We start from the raw sequence: 17,467 nt of genomic DNA on the forward strand, positions 1-17,467 counted from the left end.
GCATTGAGCGCGGGGGCCGCGCCCAATGCTCTTTTTTATGGGAGATGTTACTGAGGCCGCTTGGCGTCCCGGTCAAAGGTGATGCCGGTGACGTTCACGTTGACGCAGGCGGGGGTCAGGCCGCTGGTATTCTCAAGGCTGGAGAACACGGCGTCCTGCACCTTGGCGGCCACCTCGGGGATGGTATAGCCGTACTTCACCAGGATGCCCACGTCGACGGTCAGGCTGCCGTCCTCGTTGCTGGAGACGCGGACGCCCTTGGCCAGGTTCTTCTTGCCGCCCAGCATCTCCACCAGATCATTGCCCAGATTGGCCGCCAGGCTGCCGACACCTTCTACCTCCAGCGCGGCGGCGGCGGCGATGACCGCCATAACATCCTCGGATATATGGATATTTCCCATCTCGTCGGGGCGGGAAACATACTCTCTGCCTTCGCCCATAAAGGTCACACTCCTTATGTCGTACAGTATAGGGTCCGATATCTTTAAGCATTGTACCACAAACCGGCGAAAATAACAAACATATTTTTACCCATTGTCTGAAAACCTTTCCGAAAGCGCACAGCCGGGCAGCCGGCCTGCGTTTTTCTCTCCCGCAGGCTGGCCGTCCGGCTGTTCCGGCGCTATTCCTCTGTGGCTTCGATGATCTTGATCTGGCTGGCCTCCATGCCGGTCTCGTCGGTGACGATCTCCGTGATCTTGGCCACGTCTGCGTCGGTGAGGCCCAAACCGTTGTTGGATACCACCACGGACACGCTGTTGTCTCCGATGAAGGCCACGCAGTCGGCATAGCCCTTGGCCGTGACCAGGTTTTCGATCTGGGCCTCGCTGACCGTGACGCTGGCCATGGTCTGGATGGAGGCGTTGGCCTCGTCCTTCATGGCCTGGTCGGCGTTCTCATCCCCGGCGGCCTCCTGGAGCAGCGAGAGAGCGCTGTCCCTGGCCTGCTGCCGGTTGAGCCGGGCGGAGTCAAAGTAGTTGCTGCTCCCCGTCTCCGACGCACTGTTCTCTGTCTGCTGGCCGGAGGTCTCTCCGTCCGCCCCAGCGCTGGGCGAGGGCGAAGGAGAGGCGGAGACCGTGCTTCCGGTCAGGAGAGGGTCGTCGGTCTGGCTGCCCACCAGCGCCGCTTCCCCCAGGGTCTTCCCGGCATCCGCGTTGTTGTCCTTGTGGTAGGACCAGTTGAGGTAGACCGCCACGCACACAAAGAGGACGATGGCCGCCACCACCGCGTTTCGTTTCCAGAGCTTCATACTGAACCAATCCTTTCACCATTTATCGTCATTTTGATTTGCATATGGATATTTTATCGGCGCCCAGCCCGGTGAGCGCAGACACCGCGTCCACCAGCTTGAGGCAGACCGCCGGGTCGCCGCCCCCCGGACAGACCACCAGCGCACCTTGGTACTGGGGGTAGACCTGCTGGAGCACCACTGTGTCCTCCGTACCTGAGCCTGTGGACACCACCACTGTGCTGGTGGAGCTCTCATCCCCGGACCGGGTGGCGTCCTGGGCCAGGATCTGCCGGGCGCCGCTCTTTACTGTGAGAACCACTGTCACCTCCCCTGCCCCGTCCACCTTGGAGAGCGCCTGCTCCAGCTTTTGCTCCATCTCCTCCACCTGAAAGCTCTCACCGCCGCTTTCGCTCTGGCGCTCTGTGCCGCCGGATGGGGAACTGTCGTCTCCGCCCAGCGGCAGGAGAAGCAGCACGATGCCGGCCGCAATAACCAGAAGCACATATTTGTATTTTTGGAAGAGTTCTGCCGTCCTCTGGGTCAGCCTCTCCCATTGAAACGTCCATTTCATTCCACATCCTCCACATAGCACTGCCGTTCAGCGGGGATGGCCAGTTCCGCCGCGATTACCCGGGTGAGGGCTGCCTGCTCCCCCTGAGTCAGGTCGCCTGTGATCTCAACCCCATCGGGCACCGGATAGTCCCCCGACTCTGTCCAGGCGGTCACCCGGACCTGGCAGACAACGCCCAGCTCCTCCGCCTTGTCCAAAATATATGCGCTGGTCTCGTCGGCTATGATATCTTTCATCAATCTGCCGTTCTCCTCCTCCAGCGTGTCCACCGTCCCCATGGCCTCTACCCGGTACTCGGTCAGAATTCCGGCGAGGGTGCGGCTGTCGATCCGAAGCACCGGCTGGATCATGGCCAGCACCAGCACAAGGGAACCGGTGAGGCGGCCGATTTTCCGCACTGTCCCGTTGGGCGACAGGCCGTCCGCCAAAGCCACAATGATGGCGCCGCAGGTGATACCCACCAGCCAGTCCCTGATTAGTTCTATCATACCGTCACCACCGAAATTGCCGAAACAATGGATACCAACATCAAAAGAGCGCAGGCGCCCGTCATGCCCAGCACCAGCCCAAAGGCGCCGCCGATGCTGTCAATGAGCCCGGTGACCCGGCCGGCCGACACGGTGCCGGTCAGCGCGGCGGTCAGCTTGTAGGCCAGGTAGTGGATGCCCAGCTGGAGGAAGGGCACCAGGCAGATGCCCAGCACGGTGAGCATGCCGAACACCCCCACCGTGTTCCGCAGCACAGAAGCCCCCACCAGGACGGTCTCCGCTGCATCGGAGAGGATGCCGCCCACCACGGGGACCACGCTGGACACCGCGAACTTGGCCGCCTTCACTGTGGCCGCGTCGGCAGTACCGGCGATGACGCCGGAGACAGTCAGGTAGCCCACGAAGAGGATGAGCACCGATGTGAGCACTGTCGTCACCACCCATTTGAGCACGCCGCCGATGCGCTTGAGTCCCTCGTTGCCCAGGGCTGCATAGGCGGCTGAGGCGGCGATGTAGGCATAGACCAACGGGATAAGGAGCCGGGTGATCAGGGTCAGAAGCACGTCGGAAAAGAGCACGGTGGCAAGCTGCCGGGCTGCCGCCCTGCCGGGCGCTCCGCTGGCAGCGGCCGCGGCGGTAATGGTGGGCAAAAGCACCTTGGAGAACATGTCCATGTTGTCCAGCGCCTCCCGGCCCAGCCCTACCAGGGTGTTTACATCTGCCGCCGCCACGGCGGTGACAGCCAGTGCTCCAGCCACCGATACCACGTCTATGCCGCCGCCCAACTGGCCGGCTGCCTTCATCCCGTCGGCCAGGGCGCACAGCAGCACCACCGCCAGCAGCAGCACACCGCTGCGCACTGCCTTGCGCACTACGCCGAACACCTGGTCGCTCCCCGTGTCCAGAATGGCCTGGAGCCCATCGTCCAGGCTGGTATCCGGTGTGATGGCCTGTCCGCCGCCGTACTCCTCCGCCGCCTGCTCCAGGCCGTGGAGGTCCAGCGCCTCCGACTGGGCGGTCAGCACCGTGTCCTCTGTCTCCACGGCCCTTGCCCCGCAGCAGAGCAGCGCCAACAGAGCCAGGGCGACAGCACATGTTCTGTATGCCTTCATTGGTACACCTCTCACAGCAATCCGGTGATGGCGGACAGCACCGCCCGCACCAGCGGGAGCGCCAGATACAGCGCCACCGCTGAACCGGCGATCTCCACAAAAGCGGCGATCCCCCCTTCTCCGGCGTCTTTGCAGACCTCAACCGTCACTCTGGTGATGATGGCCACCCCCACTGTCTTGACCACCGGGGCCAGAACAGCCGGTTCCAGCCCTGCCAGCTGGGCCAGCTCGTCCAACAGCGCCCGTACACTCTCCAGCGCCCCCAGGGCCGCGGTAAGGATGACTGCGCCAGCGGCCAGCGCCAACACCAGAGCCAGCTCCCTGACCTGCTTTTTCACCACCACCGCGCACAGGGCCGCCGCAATGGCCACAGCGGCGATTTTCAGGACGTCCGTCATAGGCCGAACAGGTTCTTCACCAGGCTGAAGAGATCGCTGATCTCCTGCACCACCATCATCAGCACCACCACCAGACCGGTCAGCGTGATCATGGTGGCCTGCTCATCCCGCCCGGAGCGGGTGAGCACCTGGTTGAGTACGGAGACCAGAATGCCGATGGCGGCAATTTTAAAAATCAGATCCACGTCCATTGCGGTTCAACTTCCCCTTTCCTCCGCCCTGCGGCGGAGTATTGCGCCTCACAGAAGTACGATCACCAGAAATGCGCCGGCGGCCAGACCCAGCGCGCCGTACATCTTGCCCATTCTGGCCCGCTCGGCCACAGCCGCCTCCAGGCACTGCTCCAGCTGGGCCCGGGCCAGGGCCAGGGCCTGGGTCTGCCCTTCCCCGTCGTACCGGCCCAGGATGCCCCCCAGCGTCTCCAGGACCTGCCGTTCCTCCCCCTCCAGATCCAGGTCGGAGTCCGCCAGAGCGCTCCGCCACAGATCCTCCAGCCGCTCGTCTCCTAGGTGGCAGAGGCTGTCCCGGCAGCGGGCAAAGAACGGCCCGACCGGCGGGGCCAGATGGCTAGCCAGAAGGGTGAACAGCTCGGGGATGGAGGTGAGGCGGAAGGAGAGCTCCCGCTCCATCCGCTCCAGCGCCTCTGTCAGCAGGCGGAGGGTGCGCACATGGCGGTTCAGCCGTGCTGCCGCGCCGAATCCCAGAGCGCCCGCGCCGCCGGTGAGGAGCACCGCGCCCAAAAGCCTCAGCACGCCGCTCCCCCCTCCAGCCGCTTCACCTGATAGGTCCGGCTCCTTCCGCTGCCCCGGATGAGAACGACCCGCCGGAAGATCCCCCCATCCAGCAGACGGCGGTACAGTGGGCGGGAAGACAGGTCCTCCGTACCGGAGGCGTGGGCGGTGGCAAGCAGCGTCACGCCGCAGTTGGCGGCCGCCTCCAGGGCCGCACAGTCTGCCGGGGCGGTGATCTCGTCCGCTGCCAGCACCTGGGGGTTCATGCCCCGCAGCAGCATCAGCAGCGCCGTCCCCTTGGGACAGCCGTCCAGCACGTCGGTACGGCGCCCCACGTTCAGCTGGGGCAGGCCGTCGTACATGGCGGCCAGCTCGCCCCGCTCGTCGGCGATGCCTACCCGCATGGGTGCGACCCCGTCCCCGTCGGAGACCGCACGGATGATGTCCCGCAGCAGCGTGGTCTTCCCGCCGCCGGGCGGCGAGAGGATCAGCGTGCTCTGGAGCACTCCGCCCACTGTGAGCCCGTCCAAAATTCCGGCGGAAATGCCCGGCACTGAGCGGGCCACCCGAATAGAGAGCGAGGACAGCCGCCGCAGGTTGCACACCTCGCCGTCCCGCACCACGCCGCTGCCGCAGATGCCGATGCGGTGCCCGCCCCTGACTGTGACAAACCCGTTGCGCACCTGCTCCAGTACCGTGTGGGCGGAGGCCTGGGTGGCAATCTCCAGCACCTGGCCTAAATCCCGCTCTGTCAGCCTCTGCTGCTCACAGCCCGGGATGACCTGTTCCCCCTCCGGCCCGGAGACCGTGATGGGATAGCCGTTCCTCAGCCGCAGCTCCTCCGCCCGGCTCTGCTGTTCCCTGCTCAGCCCCTCCGCCGCCTGACGCAGCCGGGACGGCAGCAGCGCCGCCGCTTGACGGAACCGGGCGCCCGCGTCCTCTGTCATGCCTCTGTCCATAGGAACCCTCCTCTTTTGCAGCCTGTATCACCGGAACAATCCTATGAACGTCCACGGCGGAATATGAATCCTTGTCCCACACAAAAAACGGCCTGCCGGATCATCCGGCAGGCAGTATGGAATACAGACAAAAAGCGTGCCCTGCGCCTTTCGCACAGAGCACGCTTTTCAGATGCTGTCAGGCAGGTTACTCCTGCTCCCAGTTGTGGTACACGTTCTGGACGTCGTCGTTTTCCTCCAGGAAGTCGATGAGCTTCTCCATGTTCTTGACGTCCTCTTCATTCTCCAGCTTGACGTAGTTCTGGGGGACCATCTCCACCTCGGCAGAGGCGAACACATAGCCCTTCTCCTCCAGCTTGGCCAGCACGTCGCCAAAGGCATCGGGAGAGGTGGTGATCTCGAAGCAGTCCTCGTCCGCGCTCATATCGTCAGCGCCGGCATCCAGAGCGTCCATCATCACGGTGTCCTCGTCCAGGTCCTCCCGCTCGATGACGATCACGCCCTTCTGGTCAAAGGACCAGGACACACAGCCGGTGGCGCCCAGGTTTCCGCCGTACTTGTCAAAGATGTGGCGGACAAAGGGAGCGGTGCGGTTGCGGTTGTCGGTGAGGGCCTCCACGATCACGGCCACGCCGCAGGGACCATAGCCCTCGTACACCACGTTCTCATAGCTGTCGGTGTTGCCGGAGCCCAGCGCCTTGTCGATGGTGCGCTTGATGTTGTCGTTGGGCATGTTGGCGGCCTTGGCCTTGGCGATGACGGTGGCCAGACGGGAGTTGTTGGCGGGATCCCCGCTGCCGCCGGTCTTGACCGCCACGATCATCTCACGGGCGATCTTGGTAAAAATCTGAGAACGCTTGGCGTCCGCGGCGCCCTTGGTCTTCTGTATATTGTGCCATTTGGAATGTCCAGACATTGGAATACTTCCTCTCTTGAAAATTCGCGTATGACAGTATACCACAAAAAAGTACGCTTTTCAACCCCTCGCAGGCCGTCAGCAGTAGGAAAACACCTCATGGTGGCGGTAGGACAGGTACACCCGCAGGCCGGGGAAGCCCTTCTGGAGCCAGTCCGCCAGCACAGGGCACACCACATTCTCTGTGGGATAGTGTCCGGCGTCGATCAGATTCAGGCCCAGCGCCTCCGCATCCTGGAATTCGTGGTACTTGACGTCCGAGGTGACAAAGGTGTCGCATCCGCAGGCCACCGCGGTGGAGACCATGTCTCCGCAGGCACCGCCGCCCACGGCCACCTTCCGGACCGGGCGGCCCCCATCCACAAAGCGGACGCCGTTGGCGCCCAGCCGCTCCTTCACCTGAGCGGCAAAGGCCTCCGCGCTGGGCGCGCCGGAGATTACGCCGGTACGGCCCAAACCGTCCTCGCTGAAGGGCCCGATTTGCTCCAGCCCCAGGGCCTGGGCCAGGGCATCATTGACGCCGCCGGGGGCGATGTCCAGATTGGTATGGGCGCAGATGGCGGCGATATTGTGCTCCAGGAGCGCCAGCAGCTTGCGCCCGGCAGAGTCCTGGTCGGTGACGTGCCTGGCAGGGATAAAGATGACCGGATGGTGGGATACGATCAGCTCCGCGCCCACCTGGGCGGCCTCCTCCACCACTGCCCCGGTGATGTCCAGGGCCACCAGAATGGTGCGCACCTCCTTGTCACCGCGCCCCACCAGGAACCCGGCGTTGTCAAAACTCATCTGAGTATTAAAAGGGGCTTTTTCATCCAGAAAGCGATATACGTCCATTACCGTTGCCATGTATTCCACTCCTCTCTCATCTGCCGCAGGCCTGCGGCCACCTCTTCCAGTTCCCTGGCCCGGGCGGCGTCTTCCGGCTTGCTGGACCGGACCACGCCGGCGGCGGCGGCCTCCGCCCGGCGGAGCAGCTTCTCCAGATACTGCCCTCTCAGCGGCGCGTCCATGCCCTGATGCTGCCGCCCGGCCCAGGCCTCGGCGGGCGTGTAGGGTCCATCCTCCCCCGGCACGGCCAGGAGCGTGACATAGACCGTCCGCCCCTCCTGGGTCAGCACCTCCCGCTGGATACGGAAGCCGTGGTCCCAAAGCCAGGCCCGGAGCTGCTCCTGAGCCGTCATGGGCTGGAGGATCAGCCGGCGGCCCTCCTGCCCTGCCCAGGGGGCCGCGGTGAGGATCTCCGCGATGGTCTCCCCGCCCATTCCGGCGATGGAGATGGTGTCCGCCTCATCGGGAGAGATGCCCGCCAGGCCGTCGCAGAGCCGGAAGGAGAGCTTCTCCTCCACATCGTAGTGGGCTGCGGTCTGCCGGGCCCGGTTCAACGGCCCTTCCCGCAGGTCGGATACCACCGCCCGGTCGATCTTCCCCTGCAGCACCAACCAGACCGGGAGATAGGCGTGGTCCGTACCCACATCTGCAAAACGGGCCCCCTCCGGCACCAGATCCGCCACCGACTGAAGCCGGGGCGAAAGCTCATAAACGCGCAACGTCTTCACCTCTTCTGTTTAAAAAAAGAGAGCGGCCGGAGCCGCTCTCTCTTGCGGTATTGATTACTGGGCAGCGCCGGCGGTCATCTTGTTCAGCTCAGCCAGCAGCGCGTCCACGTCCACGCCGTGGACCATGCAGGCCTGCTCCACGGTCTCGCCACGGGAAGAGGGGCAGCCCAGGCAGTGCATGCCGATGGAGAGGAACAGGGGCGCGGTCTCGGGGGCGATGTCCAGGATGTCGCCGATAATGGTATCCTTCGTAATCTGAACCATGGGTGGTTACCTCCGTAAATCTCTAGGATATGGGTAGTATATCCTAATTCCTTCAATAATGCAAGATGGAGATTCTGTTTTTTCTTCCATCTTCGATTTTTCTCGGCTTCGGACAGATGAAAAACGCCCGGTGCACATGCACCGGGCGTTTTTATCGCGCGAATTACTGCTGCCCACGCATACGAGCAAAGCACTCGCTGCAGTAGACGGGACGATCGGACTTGGGCTCGAAGGGAACCCGGGCCTCGCCGCCGCAGGCAGCGCAGGTGGCGGTGAAGTACTCACGGGGGCCACGGGCGGCGTTCTTGCGGGCGTCACGGCAGGACTTGCAGCGCTGGGGCTCGTTCTGGAAGCCGCGCTCGGCATAGAACTCCTGCTCACCAGCGGTGAACACGAACTCCTTGCCACATTCCTTGCATACGAGTGTCTTGTCTTCAAACATGATGATACCCTCTCTTTGACTCTTTGCCCAGGTCAGGATAAACCTACTTTGCTGGGACATGTAATATTTGCGTTCAGCTTGCGCTGATATCGCCAGACTGGAAATGCCTCGCCACCTTGCGCCTGATGCGCTGGACAGCGTTGTCCACCGATTTCGGGGACCGTTTTACCTCGGCTGCAATCTCATCATAGGACAGTCCGTTCAGATACAGTCCGAGGACTTTCGCTTCGAAACCGGACAGCTGGCCCTTCAGCACACCCAAGCGCTCCCGGAGCTCTTCCCTGCCGATCATAATGGTCTCAGGGTTCTCCAGACGCTCCTGGTCTGTACCATAAGCATAGTGGTCGGTCTTTCCATCAAAGAAAGGGGTTTCGAATGAGATGTAGTTGTTCAGCGGCGTGTGCTTATCGCGGGACGCCGCCTTCACCGCGGACAGGAGACGGTTCCTTATGCAGGTCTCCGCATAAGTATGAAAAGAAGCACCTTTGGACGGGTCATAGACCCGAATGGCGGCCAGCAGGCCAACCATCCCCTCCTGAATCAGGTCTTCACTGTCTCCCCCGGCCAGGAAGAGCGGGCGGGAACACATGCGCACCAAGCGGTTGTACCGGATGACCAAGGTCTCTTCCGCCAGGCGATCCCCTGACGCAGCCTGGATACACAGTGCCTCATCTGACAGCTTTTGGTAGTCCTGATCCTGTGGCTTCATTCCAAATCTCCTTACCTATTAAAGCAGAAGAACCGGTATTTGTCAATAGTTTTATGCAAATTATTTTAAAGCGCCTGAAAAATCTCAGAGTGTTTTAATCAGATTTGCCAATTCGTGCGCGCAGGACTTGGCGGTTTCCTCGTCCTTGGCCTCCACCATCACCCGAATCAGGGCCTCGGTGCCGGAGGGACGGACCAGGATACGGCCGTCCCCTGCCAGCCGGGCCTCCTGCTGGGCGATGGCGGCCTTCAGATCTGCGTTGGCCATGATCTCCGCCTTTTTGGCCTTATCGGCCACGGCCACGTTCACCAGCAGCTGGGGATAGCGCTTGCAGTCCGCCACCAGCTCGGAGGCCTTCTTGCCCGAGGCGTGCAGCAGGGCGAGAAGCTGAAGGGCGGTCAGCTGGCCGTCGCCAGTGGTGGCGTAACGGCGGAAGATCATATGGCCGGACTGCTCGCCGCCCAGCACATAGCCGCACTCCTCCATCTTCTCCAGCACGTTCCGGTCGCCCACGTCGGTGCACAGCAGCTGCATTCCGTGCTCCCGGCAGAATACATGCAGACCCAGGTTGCTCATCACGGTGGCCACCACGGCGTTGCCAGGCAGCTCTCCCCTGCTCATCAGGTCCTGACCGCAGACAGCCATGATCTGGTCGCCGTCGATCTCGTTGCCCATCTCGTCGCAGGCCAGGCAGCGGTCGGCGTCGCCGTCAAAGGCCAGACCCAGGTCGTAACCGCCGGCCTTGACCATGGTGCACAGTTTGTCCAGGTGGGTGGAGCCGCAGCCGTTGTTGATATTCACGCCGTCAGGGTCGGCGTTGATGACGTCGGTGTGCAGCTCAGGGAAGCGGTCGAACAGCCGGGCGGCAGTGGCGGAGGAGGCGCCGTTGGCGCAGTCCACCAGGATGCGCATCCCGCCCAGGTCGCTGGTCACGGTGGAGGCCAGGTGGTCGATATAGTCCTCCCGCTCCTTCTGGTCGGCGTAGATGACCCGGCCGATGTCGCCGTGGGTCTTCAGGGGCACCTCCTTGCCGGAGAGGATGATGTCCTCGATCTCCCCTTCCAGGGCGTCGGAGAGTTTGAAGCCCTGGCCGTTGAAGATCTTGATGCCGTTGTGCTCAAAGGGATTGTGGGAGGCAGAGATGACGATGCCCGCATCGGCGTTGTTGTCCACCGTGATCCAGGCCACGGCAGGGGTGGGGATGACGCCCAGATGGAGTACATCCGCGCCAGCAGAGCAGAGGCCGGCGATCAGGGCGCCCTCCAGCAGGTCGGAGGAGATGCGGGTGTCCTTGCCGATGGCCACCAGCGGCTTGTGGTTGCCCTCCTTGGTGAGCACCTGAGCAGCCGCCAGACCCACCTTATAGGCCAGGTCGGCGTCCAGTCCGGCGTTGACCACGCCGCGGATTCCATCAGTACCGAACAATTTTCCCATATTCAGAAACAATCCTTTCTGCGCTGTTTATTTTCTGGGACACAGTCCCGTGTTGGCTTTTCGTCAGAACGACAGCTGGTCCAGACCGTCGCCACGGGGCACGGGCAGCCCCAGATGCTCATAGGCCCGGCGGGTGACACAGCGCCCTCTGGGCGTGCGGGTGAGAAAGCCCATCTGCATCAGATAGGGCTCGTACACATCCTCCAGGGTGACGGCCTCCTCGTTGATGGTGGCCGCCAGGGTCTCCAGGCCCACAGGGCCGCCGCCGTAGTGTTCGATGATGCTGGTAAGCATCCGGCGGTCCACGGCGTCCAGTCCCAGATAGTCCACCTCCAGAGCGCTGAGGGCCTGGTCGGCCACATCCCGGGTAATGACGCCCCCCGCCCGCACCTGGGCGAAGTCCCGCACCCGGCGGAGCATGCGGTTGGCAATACGGGGTGTGCCCCGGCTCCGCCGGGCGATCTCCATGGCGCCATCCGCCTCAATGGGCACCCCCAGGATGCCCGCCGAGCGGGTGACGATCAGGGCCAGCTCCTCGGGGGTATATAGCTCCAGCCGTAGCGTGACGCCGAACCGGTCCCGCAGAGGGGCGGACAGCTGCCCTGCCCGGGTGGTGGCGCCGATGAGGGTAAATTTGGGCAGATCCAGCCGGATGGAGTTGGCGGAGGGACCCTTGCCGATGATGATGTCGATGGCAAAGTCCTCCATGGCGGGATAGAGGATCTCCTCCACCGAGCGGTTGAGCCGGTGGATCTCATCCACGAACAGGATGTCGTTTTCCTGCAGGTTGGTCAGCAGGGCCGCCAGATCTCCCGGCTTTTCAATGGCGGGGCCGGAGGTGATGCGGATATTGACCCCCATCTCGTTGGCAATGATACCGGACAGGGTGGTCTTGCCCAGGCCCGGGGGGCCGTGGAGCAGCACGTGGTCCAGGGGCTCCCCCCGCATCTTGGCCGCCTGGATGAAGATCTCCAGGTTGCCCTTAGCCTTCTTCTGGCCGATGTACTCCGAGAGGGTCTTGGGGCGGAGAGAGCCCTCGTTCTCATCGTCCCGGGTCAGGGACGTGGTCACCAGAGGCTCTTCCGTCTCAAAGCCGCTCTCCGAAAAATCGATGCTCAAATGCTCACTTCCTCTTCCGGACGGACCTCATGTCCCCCGGCTGTTTTTACGCTTACTTCACCATCTTCTTCAGCGCCTGCTTGATGATCTCCTCCAGGGCCAGGGCCTCCATATCGATGTTCTTCAGGGCGGCTGCCGCCTCGGCCTGGCTGTATCCCAAAACAGCCAGAGCGGCCGCGGCCTCGCTGGCCTTGTTCTGGGGGATGACCGTCACGCCGGTACCGCCGTAGCTCTCACCGCCGGGGGTGGAGAGCTGACCCTTGGCCAGCTTATCCTTCAGCTCCAGAATGATGCGCTGGGCGATCTTCTTGCCGATGCCGGGGGCCACGGTGAGGGACTTCTCGTCACCGGTGATGATGGACGTGGCCAGTCCCTCGGGAGTGGTGGAGGACAGGATGGACAGCGCCGCCTTGGGGCCCACGCCGGACACACCGATGAGCAGCTGGAAGCAGCTGAGCTCGTTCTCACTGGCAAAGCCGTAGAGCTCCATGGCGTCCTCCCGGACGTTGAGGTGGGTGTAGAGTGTGGCGGCCTCCCCTTTCCGCAGCCGGGCAAGGGTGCTGTTGGTGGTGCGGCAGGCATAGCCCACCCCGCCGCAGTCCACAACGGCCAGGTAGGGCGCCATGTGGACCACAGGGCCTTTCACATAGTAAAACATATCGGTTCCTCACAAGTGTTTTGTCGGTTATCAGCGGCGGTCGTCCCGGGCGGCGTACCGCCCGCTGCCCGGCCGGGCGGAGTCCAGCAGGGACAATCGGGACGAGGACGAGCGGGCATGGCACAGGGCGATGGCCACGGCGTCCGCCGCGTCATCCGGCTTGGGCACGTCCTTCAGCCCCAACAGGTGTTTGGTCATGTCCATCACCTGCCGTTTTTCCGCCTTGCCGTACCCCACCACCGCCTGCTTGACCTGGGACGGGCTGTACTCAAAAATAGGGACGCCGGCCCGCTCCGCTTCGGTCAGGATGACCCCTCTGGCCTGGGCCACGCCGATGCCGGTGGTCACGTTCTGGTTGAAGAACAGCTCCTCCACCGCCATGGCCTCCGGCCTGAACTGCCGGAGCAGGGTGGCCATATCGTCGGAGATCTGGAGCAGCCTGGTGGGCAGCGGCAGCCCTGCCGGAGTGGTGATGGCGCCGCACCGGATCAGCCTCTGCCGCCCCGGCACCGCCTCCAGCACCCCGAAGCCCACGATGGCGAAGCCCGGGTCTATTCCCAAAATGATCATGGCAACCTCCTGGGTATACATACGGATCTTATTTTATCACGGCAGAGGATATGGCGCAACAAAGAATTGCGTACAGCAACAGCAGACGCCGCGGCAGATTTTGCCGCGGCGTCTGCTGTTTTAGAAGGAGAATTGTAAATAAAAATCCGGTATCCACTCTCATCTTATGCCCGGGGGTGGGCTTTGTTGTACACGTCTTTCAGCTTCTGGTTCACCAGCTGGGCGTATATCTGAGTGGACGAGATGTCGGCGTGGCCCAGCATCTCCTGGATGGACCGCAGGTCCGCACCGTTCTCCAGCAGATGGGCCGCAAAGGAGTGACGCAGGGTGTGGGGCGTGATGTCCTTGCGGATGCCCGCCTTCTCCTGATAATGCTTGATGATCTTCCAAAAGCCCTGGCGGCTCATGCGCTCCCCGTTCATATTCACAAACAGGGCCTTCTCGTCGGGGTGCTCGATCATCTGGGGCCGGACCTGGGTCACATAGTTGGTCAGGGCGCGCACAGCGGCGGGATAGAGCGGGATGATCCGCTCCTTGTTCCGCCCCACGCAGCGGACGAAGCCCGCGGACAGATTGACATGCTCCAGGTTCAATCCGATTAGTTCGGACACCCGGATTCCTGTGGCATACAGCAGCTCCAGCATGGCCTTGTCCCGGCAGCCCTTGGCGTCGGAGGGGTCGGGCTGTTCCAGAAACAGGTCCACCTCTTTGCTGGTGAGGATCTGGGGCAGCTTGCGCTCCACCTTGGCGGGGGTAATCCCCCGCACCGGATTGACGGTCACCACACCGGCGCCGATCAGGAAATTGTAAAAGGACTTCATAGAGGCCAGACTTCTGGTCACCGTGGCCACAGACTTCCCCTTGGCGGACAGATGCTTCACATATCGCTCCACATCCGCCTGCCCGGCCTGTTCCGCCGTCAGGTTCTCCCCCTCCAGCCAGCCTGCGTACTGGTGGATATCCCGCAGGTAGGAGCTGAGTGTGTTGAGGGACGCCTTTTTCTCTGTCTTCAGGTATGACTCATACTCTTTTAAATAATCCATCCCCTGCCGCGTCTCCATCCTATGTAGAATTCGGCGGCTCTGCCCTTTGGCAGGGACACGCCTATGCCGCCAGCATTCCGGCCGCCCACGCCACAAGGGTGGGGACCGCCAGATATTCCAGCAGTATACACACACAGAACGCCCCGGCGCACATGCCGCAGCGCAAAAAGTAGGCCCGGCCGAAGGGGGAGCCTCTCCTGCTCTCCCCCATGGTCCGCCCGGCCAGGCGGGCCGACGCCGCCAGCCCCTGAACGCCCAGAACAAAGAGCGTCGGGATGCTGACTGCCCCGGATACACCGAAAATCAGCGCGGCCGCAAAGCAGCCCTCACTGCCGAACATTCGAACAAAGGAGGACACTGCAAAGGACAACAGAAATCCCCGGACGGAAAATAAGATTGGAATACCGAGTACCCCCAGGGCGGTAAACCCCAGAGCCACCGTAAAAATGGGCCAGCGGAGCACATCCCACATCAGCGGAAGCAGGGCGGGCGGCTGTACGCTCCCCTCCCCTGCGGCTGAGAGAAAACCCTGAACGTAGGCCGTCAGGCTCTCCGCACCGCTGCCTCCCGCTGCGGCGGCCAGCAGGCACCCTGCCGCGCTGCCCAGGAAAAAGCAGACCCCGATCACTGCAAGGGCGGGTCCTCCGCCCTCCGCTGGGACATCCCACACCCCTGCCACAGCTCTGCGCATGGCCGTCACCTCCACGACAGCCTATGCGTGCCCCGGAGGAATTAGAAGGACAGCCTTACTTGCCCAGCTCCTGAGAGCGGCGGACACAGCGCTCCATGGCCTCGTTCACCATCCCCTCAAAGTGGTGGTCGTCAAAGGCGGTCAGAGCCGCCAGCGTGGTGCCGCCGGGCGAACATACCTGCCGAGCCAGCTCCCCGGCGGTCTTCCCGCTCTCCAGCAGCATGCGGGCCGAGCCCTCCATGGTGAGGGCTGCCATACGCAGCGCCTGCTCCGGCTCCAGGCCCAGGGCCTGTCCGGCCTGCACCATGGCGTCGGCCATACGGAAGAAATAGGCCGGCGAGGAGCCGGCGATGGCGATCACCGCGTCGATCAGATCCTCCGGCACCACAAACACCTCGCCCGCGGAAGAGAACACGGCCTTTACCTCCTCGAAGAGGTCCTCGGGCACATCGCCGCTCTTCTGCGCCAGGGCGGTACAGCCCTTTCCCACCAGCAGCGGCGTGTTGGGCATGGCCCGCATCACGTGACAGCCGGGCAGCTGCTCCCGCAGCCAAGCCAGGGAGTACCCGGGCGAAATGGAGAGCACGCCTTTGCCCTTCACCTCATCCGCAATCTGGGGCAGCACCTCGCCGAACATCTGGGGCTTGATGCCAAGGATGACCAGATCAGCTTCACGGGCCACCCGGCAGTTGTCCGTGGTGGTGTGGACGCCCAGTCGGGCAAAGCGCTCCAGCTTATCCTGGTGGCGGTTGGAGACCCACAGCTGCTCCGCCTGGAGAAGGCCGCCCTTTAAAACGCCGTCCAAAATTGCGCCCGACATATTGCCAGCACCAATAAATCCCAATTTCAAGTGACAGACCTTCTTTTTAACCTAGTTTATGAATAATAATATATTCCTTTCGAAGAATCAACGCAAGAAATATAAAGCAAAAAAATTATTTTTGTGTATTATGACAAAATATTATGTAAAACAGGTTATGTTAACTATATCTACATAGGGAAAGGGCGGGCTCTTCGGAGCCCGCCCTTTCTGTCGATAAATGTTCTATTTTTCTCGGTATCTAGGCCGATAAAGCCAATTTTTTGCCGCTGTCTCAGTGATTACATTTTGTATAATTACACTTTGTATATCAGTCGGCCATGCCCGCCGCAATGGCCCGCAGGGCAATGGCGCACTCCAGCCGCTTGCGCTCCAGTTCGCATCCAACATGGTGAGGCTTTTTTATGTCTCCATTGACAAGCAGGTTGGAGGCGCTGCAGCCGCCGGAGCAGTAGAACCGGGCCCAGCAGTTCTTGCAGTCCTCCCTGGTGTAGATATTCAGGTTGGAGAAGGCCTTGGAGATCTCCATGTTGAAGGTGCCCTCATAGAGGTTGCCCAGCTTGTAGTCCAGGTTGCCCACGAACTGGTGGCAGGGGTAGATATCCCCTTCCGGCGTGATGGCCACATACTCACAGCCGGCGCCGCAGCCCCGCAGACGCTTGATGACGCAGGGGCCCTGGGCCAGGTCCACGTTGAAGTGGAAGAAGTTCACCTCGGGATGTTCCCGCAGCTCCTCCGCCAGCTTCTCATACTCAGCCAGGATGGTAGGCACGTCCTCCTCCCGGAGGGCATAGGGGTCCTCAGCGCCGCCCACCACGGGCTCCACCGAGATGTTCTTGGCGCCCAGGGACGCCATGTGCATCACGTCGGCGGCAAAGTCCAGGTTGTCCCGGGTGAAGGTGCCCCGGAGATAGTAGTCCTTGTCTCCCCTGCCGGCAATCAGCTTCTGGAACTTGGGGACGATCACGTCGTAGCTGCCCTTGCCGTTGACGGTGGGGCGCATCCGGTCGTTGACCTCCTTGCGGCCGTCGATGGACAGGACCGCGTTGGACATCTCCCGGTTGATGTACTCGATGTTCTCGTCGTTGAGCAGGACGCCGTTGGTCGTGATGGTAAAGCGGAAGCACTTGCCGTGCTCCTTCTCAATGGAGCGGGCGTACTCCACCGTCTTCTTCACCGTGTCCATCGCCATCAGCGGTTCGCCGCCAAAGAAGTCTACCTCGATGTTCCGCCGCTTCCCGGAGCGCTCGATGACAAAGTCGATGGCCCGCTTGGCGGTCTCAAAGTCCATGGTCATGCGGTGGCCGGTACCGAAATCGCCGGTGGAGGCGAAGCAGTACTTGCAGCGCAGGTTGCAGTCGTGGGACACGTGGAGGCACAGGGCCTTGATGGGCGCCTCCCGCTGCATGGCCACGGCGGCGGCGGGGTCGATGTAGTCGTCCTCCACAAAGAGGAGCCCCTCCTCCTGAAGGCCACGCAGATCCTGCCAGGCCTCCTCCAGCGCGTCTGCGCTGTACTGGGGCAGCTGGGCGGCCAGGTCCGCCGGGCAGTGCTCGGCCAGCCGGCCGGGGTTGGCAGTCTGCCGGTCCAGCGCCTCCAGCAGGTCATAGGCGGTCTTATCCAGCACGTGGACAGCACCGCTGTTTACATCCACGGCGATGGATACGCCGAGGGCAGTAAAAGTATGTACCATTCTTTTCTCTCCTAATGACAGGCACGGAAACGGGGTGGGCAAAACCCACCCCGTTTCCAGTC

General features: G+C 62.5%; 23 protein-coding genes. All 23 read right to left on the reverse strand.

Features of this window, described 5'->3' with window-relative positions; all coding sequences use genetic code 11:
• Positions 1-47 precede the first annotated feature (47 nt).
• The 23 genes from WMO64_RS08555 to scfB all read right to left on the reverse strand — a co-directional run bounded on the left by WMO64_RS08555 (position 48) and on the right by scfB (position 17,405).
• On the reverse strand, positions 48-440 hold the full coding sequence (locus WMO64_RS08555) for an Asp23/Gls24 family envelope stress response protein (RefSeq protein WP_294518250.1): 393 nt from the start codon (positions 438-440) through the stop codon (positions 48-50).
• A gap of 182 nt (positions 441-622) precedes the next feature.
• Entirely contained in the window at positions 623-1,249 is a 627-nt protein-coding gene (locus WMO64_RS08560) for a SpoIIIAH-like family protein (RefSeq protein ID WP_294518248.1), read from the reverse strand.
• 28 nt (positions 1,250-1,277) lie between these two features.
• Entirely contained in the window at positions 1,278-1,802 is a 525-nt protein-coding gene (locus WMO64_RS08565) for a SpoIIIAG-related protein (protein WP_349231712.1), read from the reverse strand.
• Positions 1,799-2,290, reverse strand: coding sequence for a stage III sporulation protein AF (locus tag WMO64_RS08570; RefSeq protein WP_294518243.1), 492 nt, complete (start codon positions 2,288-2,290; stop codon positions 1,799-1,801). Before WMO64_RS08570 ends, WMO64_RS08565 begins: the two co-directional genes overlap by 4 nt.
• Positions 2,287-3,402: a stage III sporulation protein AE gene (locus tag WMO64_RS08575; RefSeq protein ID WP_349231713.1), complete on the reverse strand. Its 1,116-nt coding sequence runs from the start codon at positions 3,400-3,402 to the stop codon at positions 2,287-2,289. The genes WMO64_RS08570 and WMO64_RS08575 overlap by 4 nt, the downstream gene beginning before the upstream one ends.
• A gap of 11 nt (positions 3,403-3,413) precedes the next feature.
• Positions 3,414-3,800, reverse strand: coding sequence for a SpoIIIAC/SpoIIIAD family protein (locus WMO64_RS08580; RefSeq protein WP_349231714.1), 387 nt, complete (start codon positions 3,798-3,800; stop codon positions 3,414-3,416).
• A complete protein-coding gene (gene spoIIIAC / locus WMO64_RS08585) occupies positions 3,797-3,991 on the reverse strand; it encodes a stage III sporulation protein AC (RefSeq protein WP_294518237.1) in 195 nt (64 codons plus the stop codon). The genes WMO64_RS08580 and spoIIIAC overlap by 4 nt, the downstream gene beginning before the upstream one ends.
• Before the next feature lie 48 nt (positions 3,992-4,039).
• Entirely contained in the window at positions 4,040-4,552 is a 513-nt protein-coding gene (locus tag WMO64_RS08590) for a stage III sporulation protein SpoIIIAB (protein ID WP_349231715.1), read from the reverse strand.
• Positions 4,546-5,490, reverse strand: a complete 945-nt coding sequence (locus WMO64_RS08595) for a stage III sporulation protein AB (RefSeq protein ID WP_294518233.1) — start codon at positions 5,488-5,490, stop codon at positions 4,546-4,548. The genes WMO64_RS08590 and WMO64_RS08595 overlap by 7 nt, the downstream gene beginning before the upstream one ends.
• Before the next feature lie 187 nt (positions 5,491-5,677).
• Positions 5,678-6,406, reverse strand: a complete 729-nt coding sequence (locus WMO64_RS08600) for a YebC/PmpR family DNA-binding transcriptional regulator (protein WP_294518231.1) — start codon at positions 6,404-6,406, stop codon at positions 5,678-5,680.
• A 78-nt stretch (positions 6,407-6,484) separates the two neighbouring features.
• Positions 6,485-7,252 carry a Nif3-like dinuclear metal center hexameric protein gene (locus WMO64_RS08605; protein WP_294518229.1) on the reverse strand — a complete coding sequence of 256 codons (768 nt, stop codon included), beginning with the start codon at positions 7,250-7,252 and terminating at the stop codon, positions 6,485-6,487.
• Complete coding sequence (locus WMO64_RS08610; RefSeq protein ID WP_294518227.1) at positions 7,240-7,962, reverse strand: tRNA (adenine(22)-N(1))-methyltransferase; 723 nt, start codon at positions 7,960-7,962, stop codon at positions 7,240-7,242. Before WMO64_RS08610 ends, WMO64_RS08605 begins: the two co-directional genes overlap by 13 nt.
• Before the next feature lie 54 nt (positions 7,963-8,016).
• The gene (locus tag WMO64_RS08615; protein ID WP_006572582.1) at positions 8,017-8,226 is read right to left on the reverse strand and encodes a DUF1858 domain-containing protein; all 210 of its coding nucleotides are present in this window, start codon (positions 8,224-8,226) and stop codon (positions 8,017-8,019) included.
• Between the two features lie 163 nt (positions 8,227-8,389).
• A complete protein-coding gene (locus WMO64_RS08620) occupies positions 8,390-8,668 on the reverse strand; it encodes a zinc-ribbon domain containing protein (RefSeq protein ID WP_294520753.1) in 279 nt (92 codons plus the stop codon).
• Positions 8,669-8,741: 73 nt separating this feature from the next.
• A complete protein-coding gene (locus WMO64_RS08625) occupies positions 8,742-9,377 on the reverse strand; it encodes a sigma-70 family RNA polymerase sigma factor (RefSeq protein ID WP_349231716.1) in 636 nt (211 codons plus the stop codon).
• Positions 9,378-9,461: 84 nt separating this feature from the next.
• Positions 9,462-10,811, reverse strand: a complete 1,350-nt coding sequence (gene glmM / locus WMO64_RS08630) for a phosphoglucosamine mutase (RefSeq protein ID WP_294520747.1) — start codon at positions 10,809-10,811, stop codon at positions 9,462-9,464.
• A gap of 63 nt (positions 10,812-10,874) precedes the next feature.
• On the reverse strand, positions 10,875-11,930 hold the full coding sequence (ruvB, locus tag WMO64_RS08635; protein ID WP_294520744.1) for a Holliday junction branch migration DNA helicase RuvB: 1,056 nt from the start codon (positions 11,928-11,930) through the stop codon (positions 10,875-10,877).
• A 52-nt stretch (positions 11,931-11,982) separates the two neighbouring features.
• The gene (ruvA, locus tag WMO64_RS08640) at positions 11,983-12,588 is read right to left on the reverse strand and encodes a Holliday junction branch migration protein RuvA (protein ID WP_294520742.1); all 606 of its coding nucleotides are present in this window, start codon (positions 12,586-12,588) and stop codon (positions 11,983-11,985) included.
• 30 nt (positions 12,589-12,618) lie between these two features.
• A complete protein-coding gene (gene ruvC, locus WMO64_RS08645; protein WP_349231717.1) occupies positions 12,619-13,158 on the reverse strand; it encodes a crossover junction endodeoxyribonuclease RuvC in 540 nt (179 codons plus the stop codon).
• Positions 13,159-13,322: 164 nt separating this feature from the next.
• Positions 13,323-14,201 carry a site-specific tyrosine recombinase XerD gene (xerD, locus tag WMO64_RS08650; protein ID WP_349231718.1) on the reverse strand — a complete coding sequence of 293 codons (879 nt, stop codon included), beginning with the start codon at positions 14,199-14,201 and terminating at the stop codon, positions 13,323-13,325.
• Positions 14,202-14,262: 61 nt separating this feature from the next.
• On the reverse strand, positions 14,263-14,892 hold the full coding sequence (locus WMO64_RS08655) for a stage II sporulation protein M (RefSeq protein WP_349231719.1): 630 nt from the start codon (positions 14,890-14,892) through the stop codon (positions 14,263-14,265).
• A 55-nt stretch (positions 14,893-14,947) separates the two neighbouring features.
• Positions 14,948-15,742 carry a pyrroline-5-carboxylate reductase gene (gene proC / locus WMO64_RS08660; RefSeq protein ID WP_349231720.1) on the reverse strand — a complete coding sequence of 265 codons (795 nt, stop codon included), beginning with the start codon at positions 15,740-15,742 and terminating at the stop codon, positions 14,948-14,950.
• Between the two features lie 280 nt (positions 15,743-16,022).
• Entirely contained in the window at positions 16,023-17,405 is a 1,383-nt protein-coding gene (scfB, locus tag WMO64_RS08665; protein ID WP_294520728.1) for a thioether cross-link-forming SCIFF peptide maturase, read from the reverse strand.
• Between the last annotated feature and the right edge of the window lie 62 nt (positions 17,406-17,467).

The sequence above is a fragment of the Pseudoflavonifractor intestinihominis genome (assembly GCF_040096055.1).
In the GTDB taxonomy this organism is placed as follows: Bacteria; Bacillota; Clostridia; order Oscillospirales; family Oscillospiraceae; genus Pseudoflavonifractor; species Pseudoflavonifractor intestinihominis.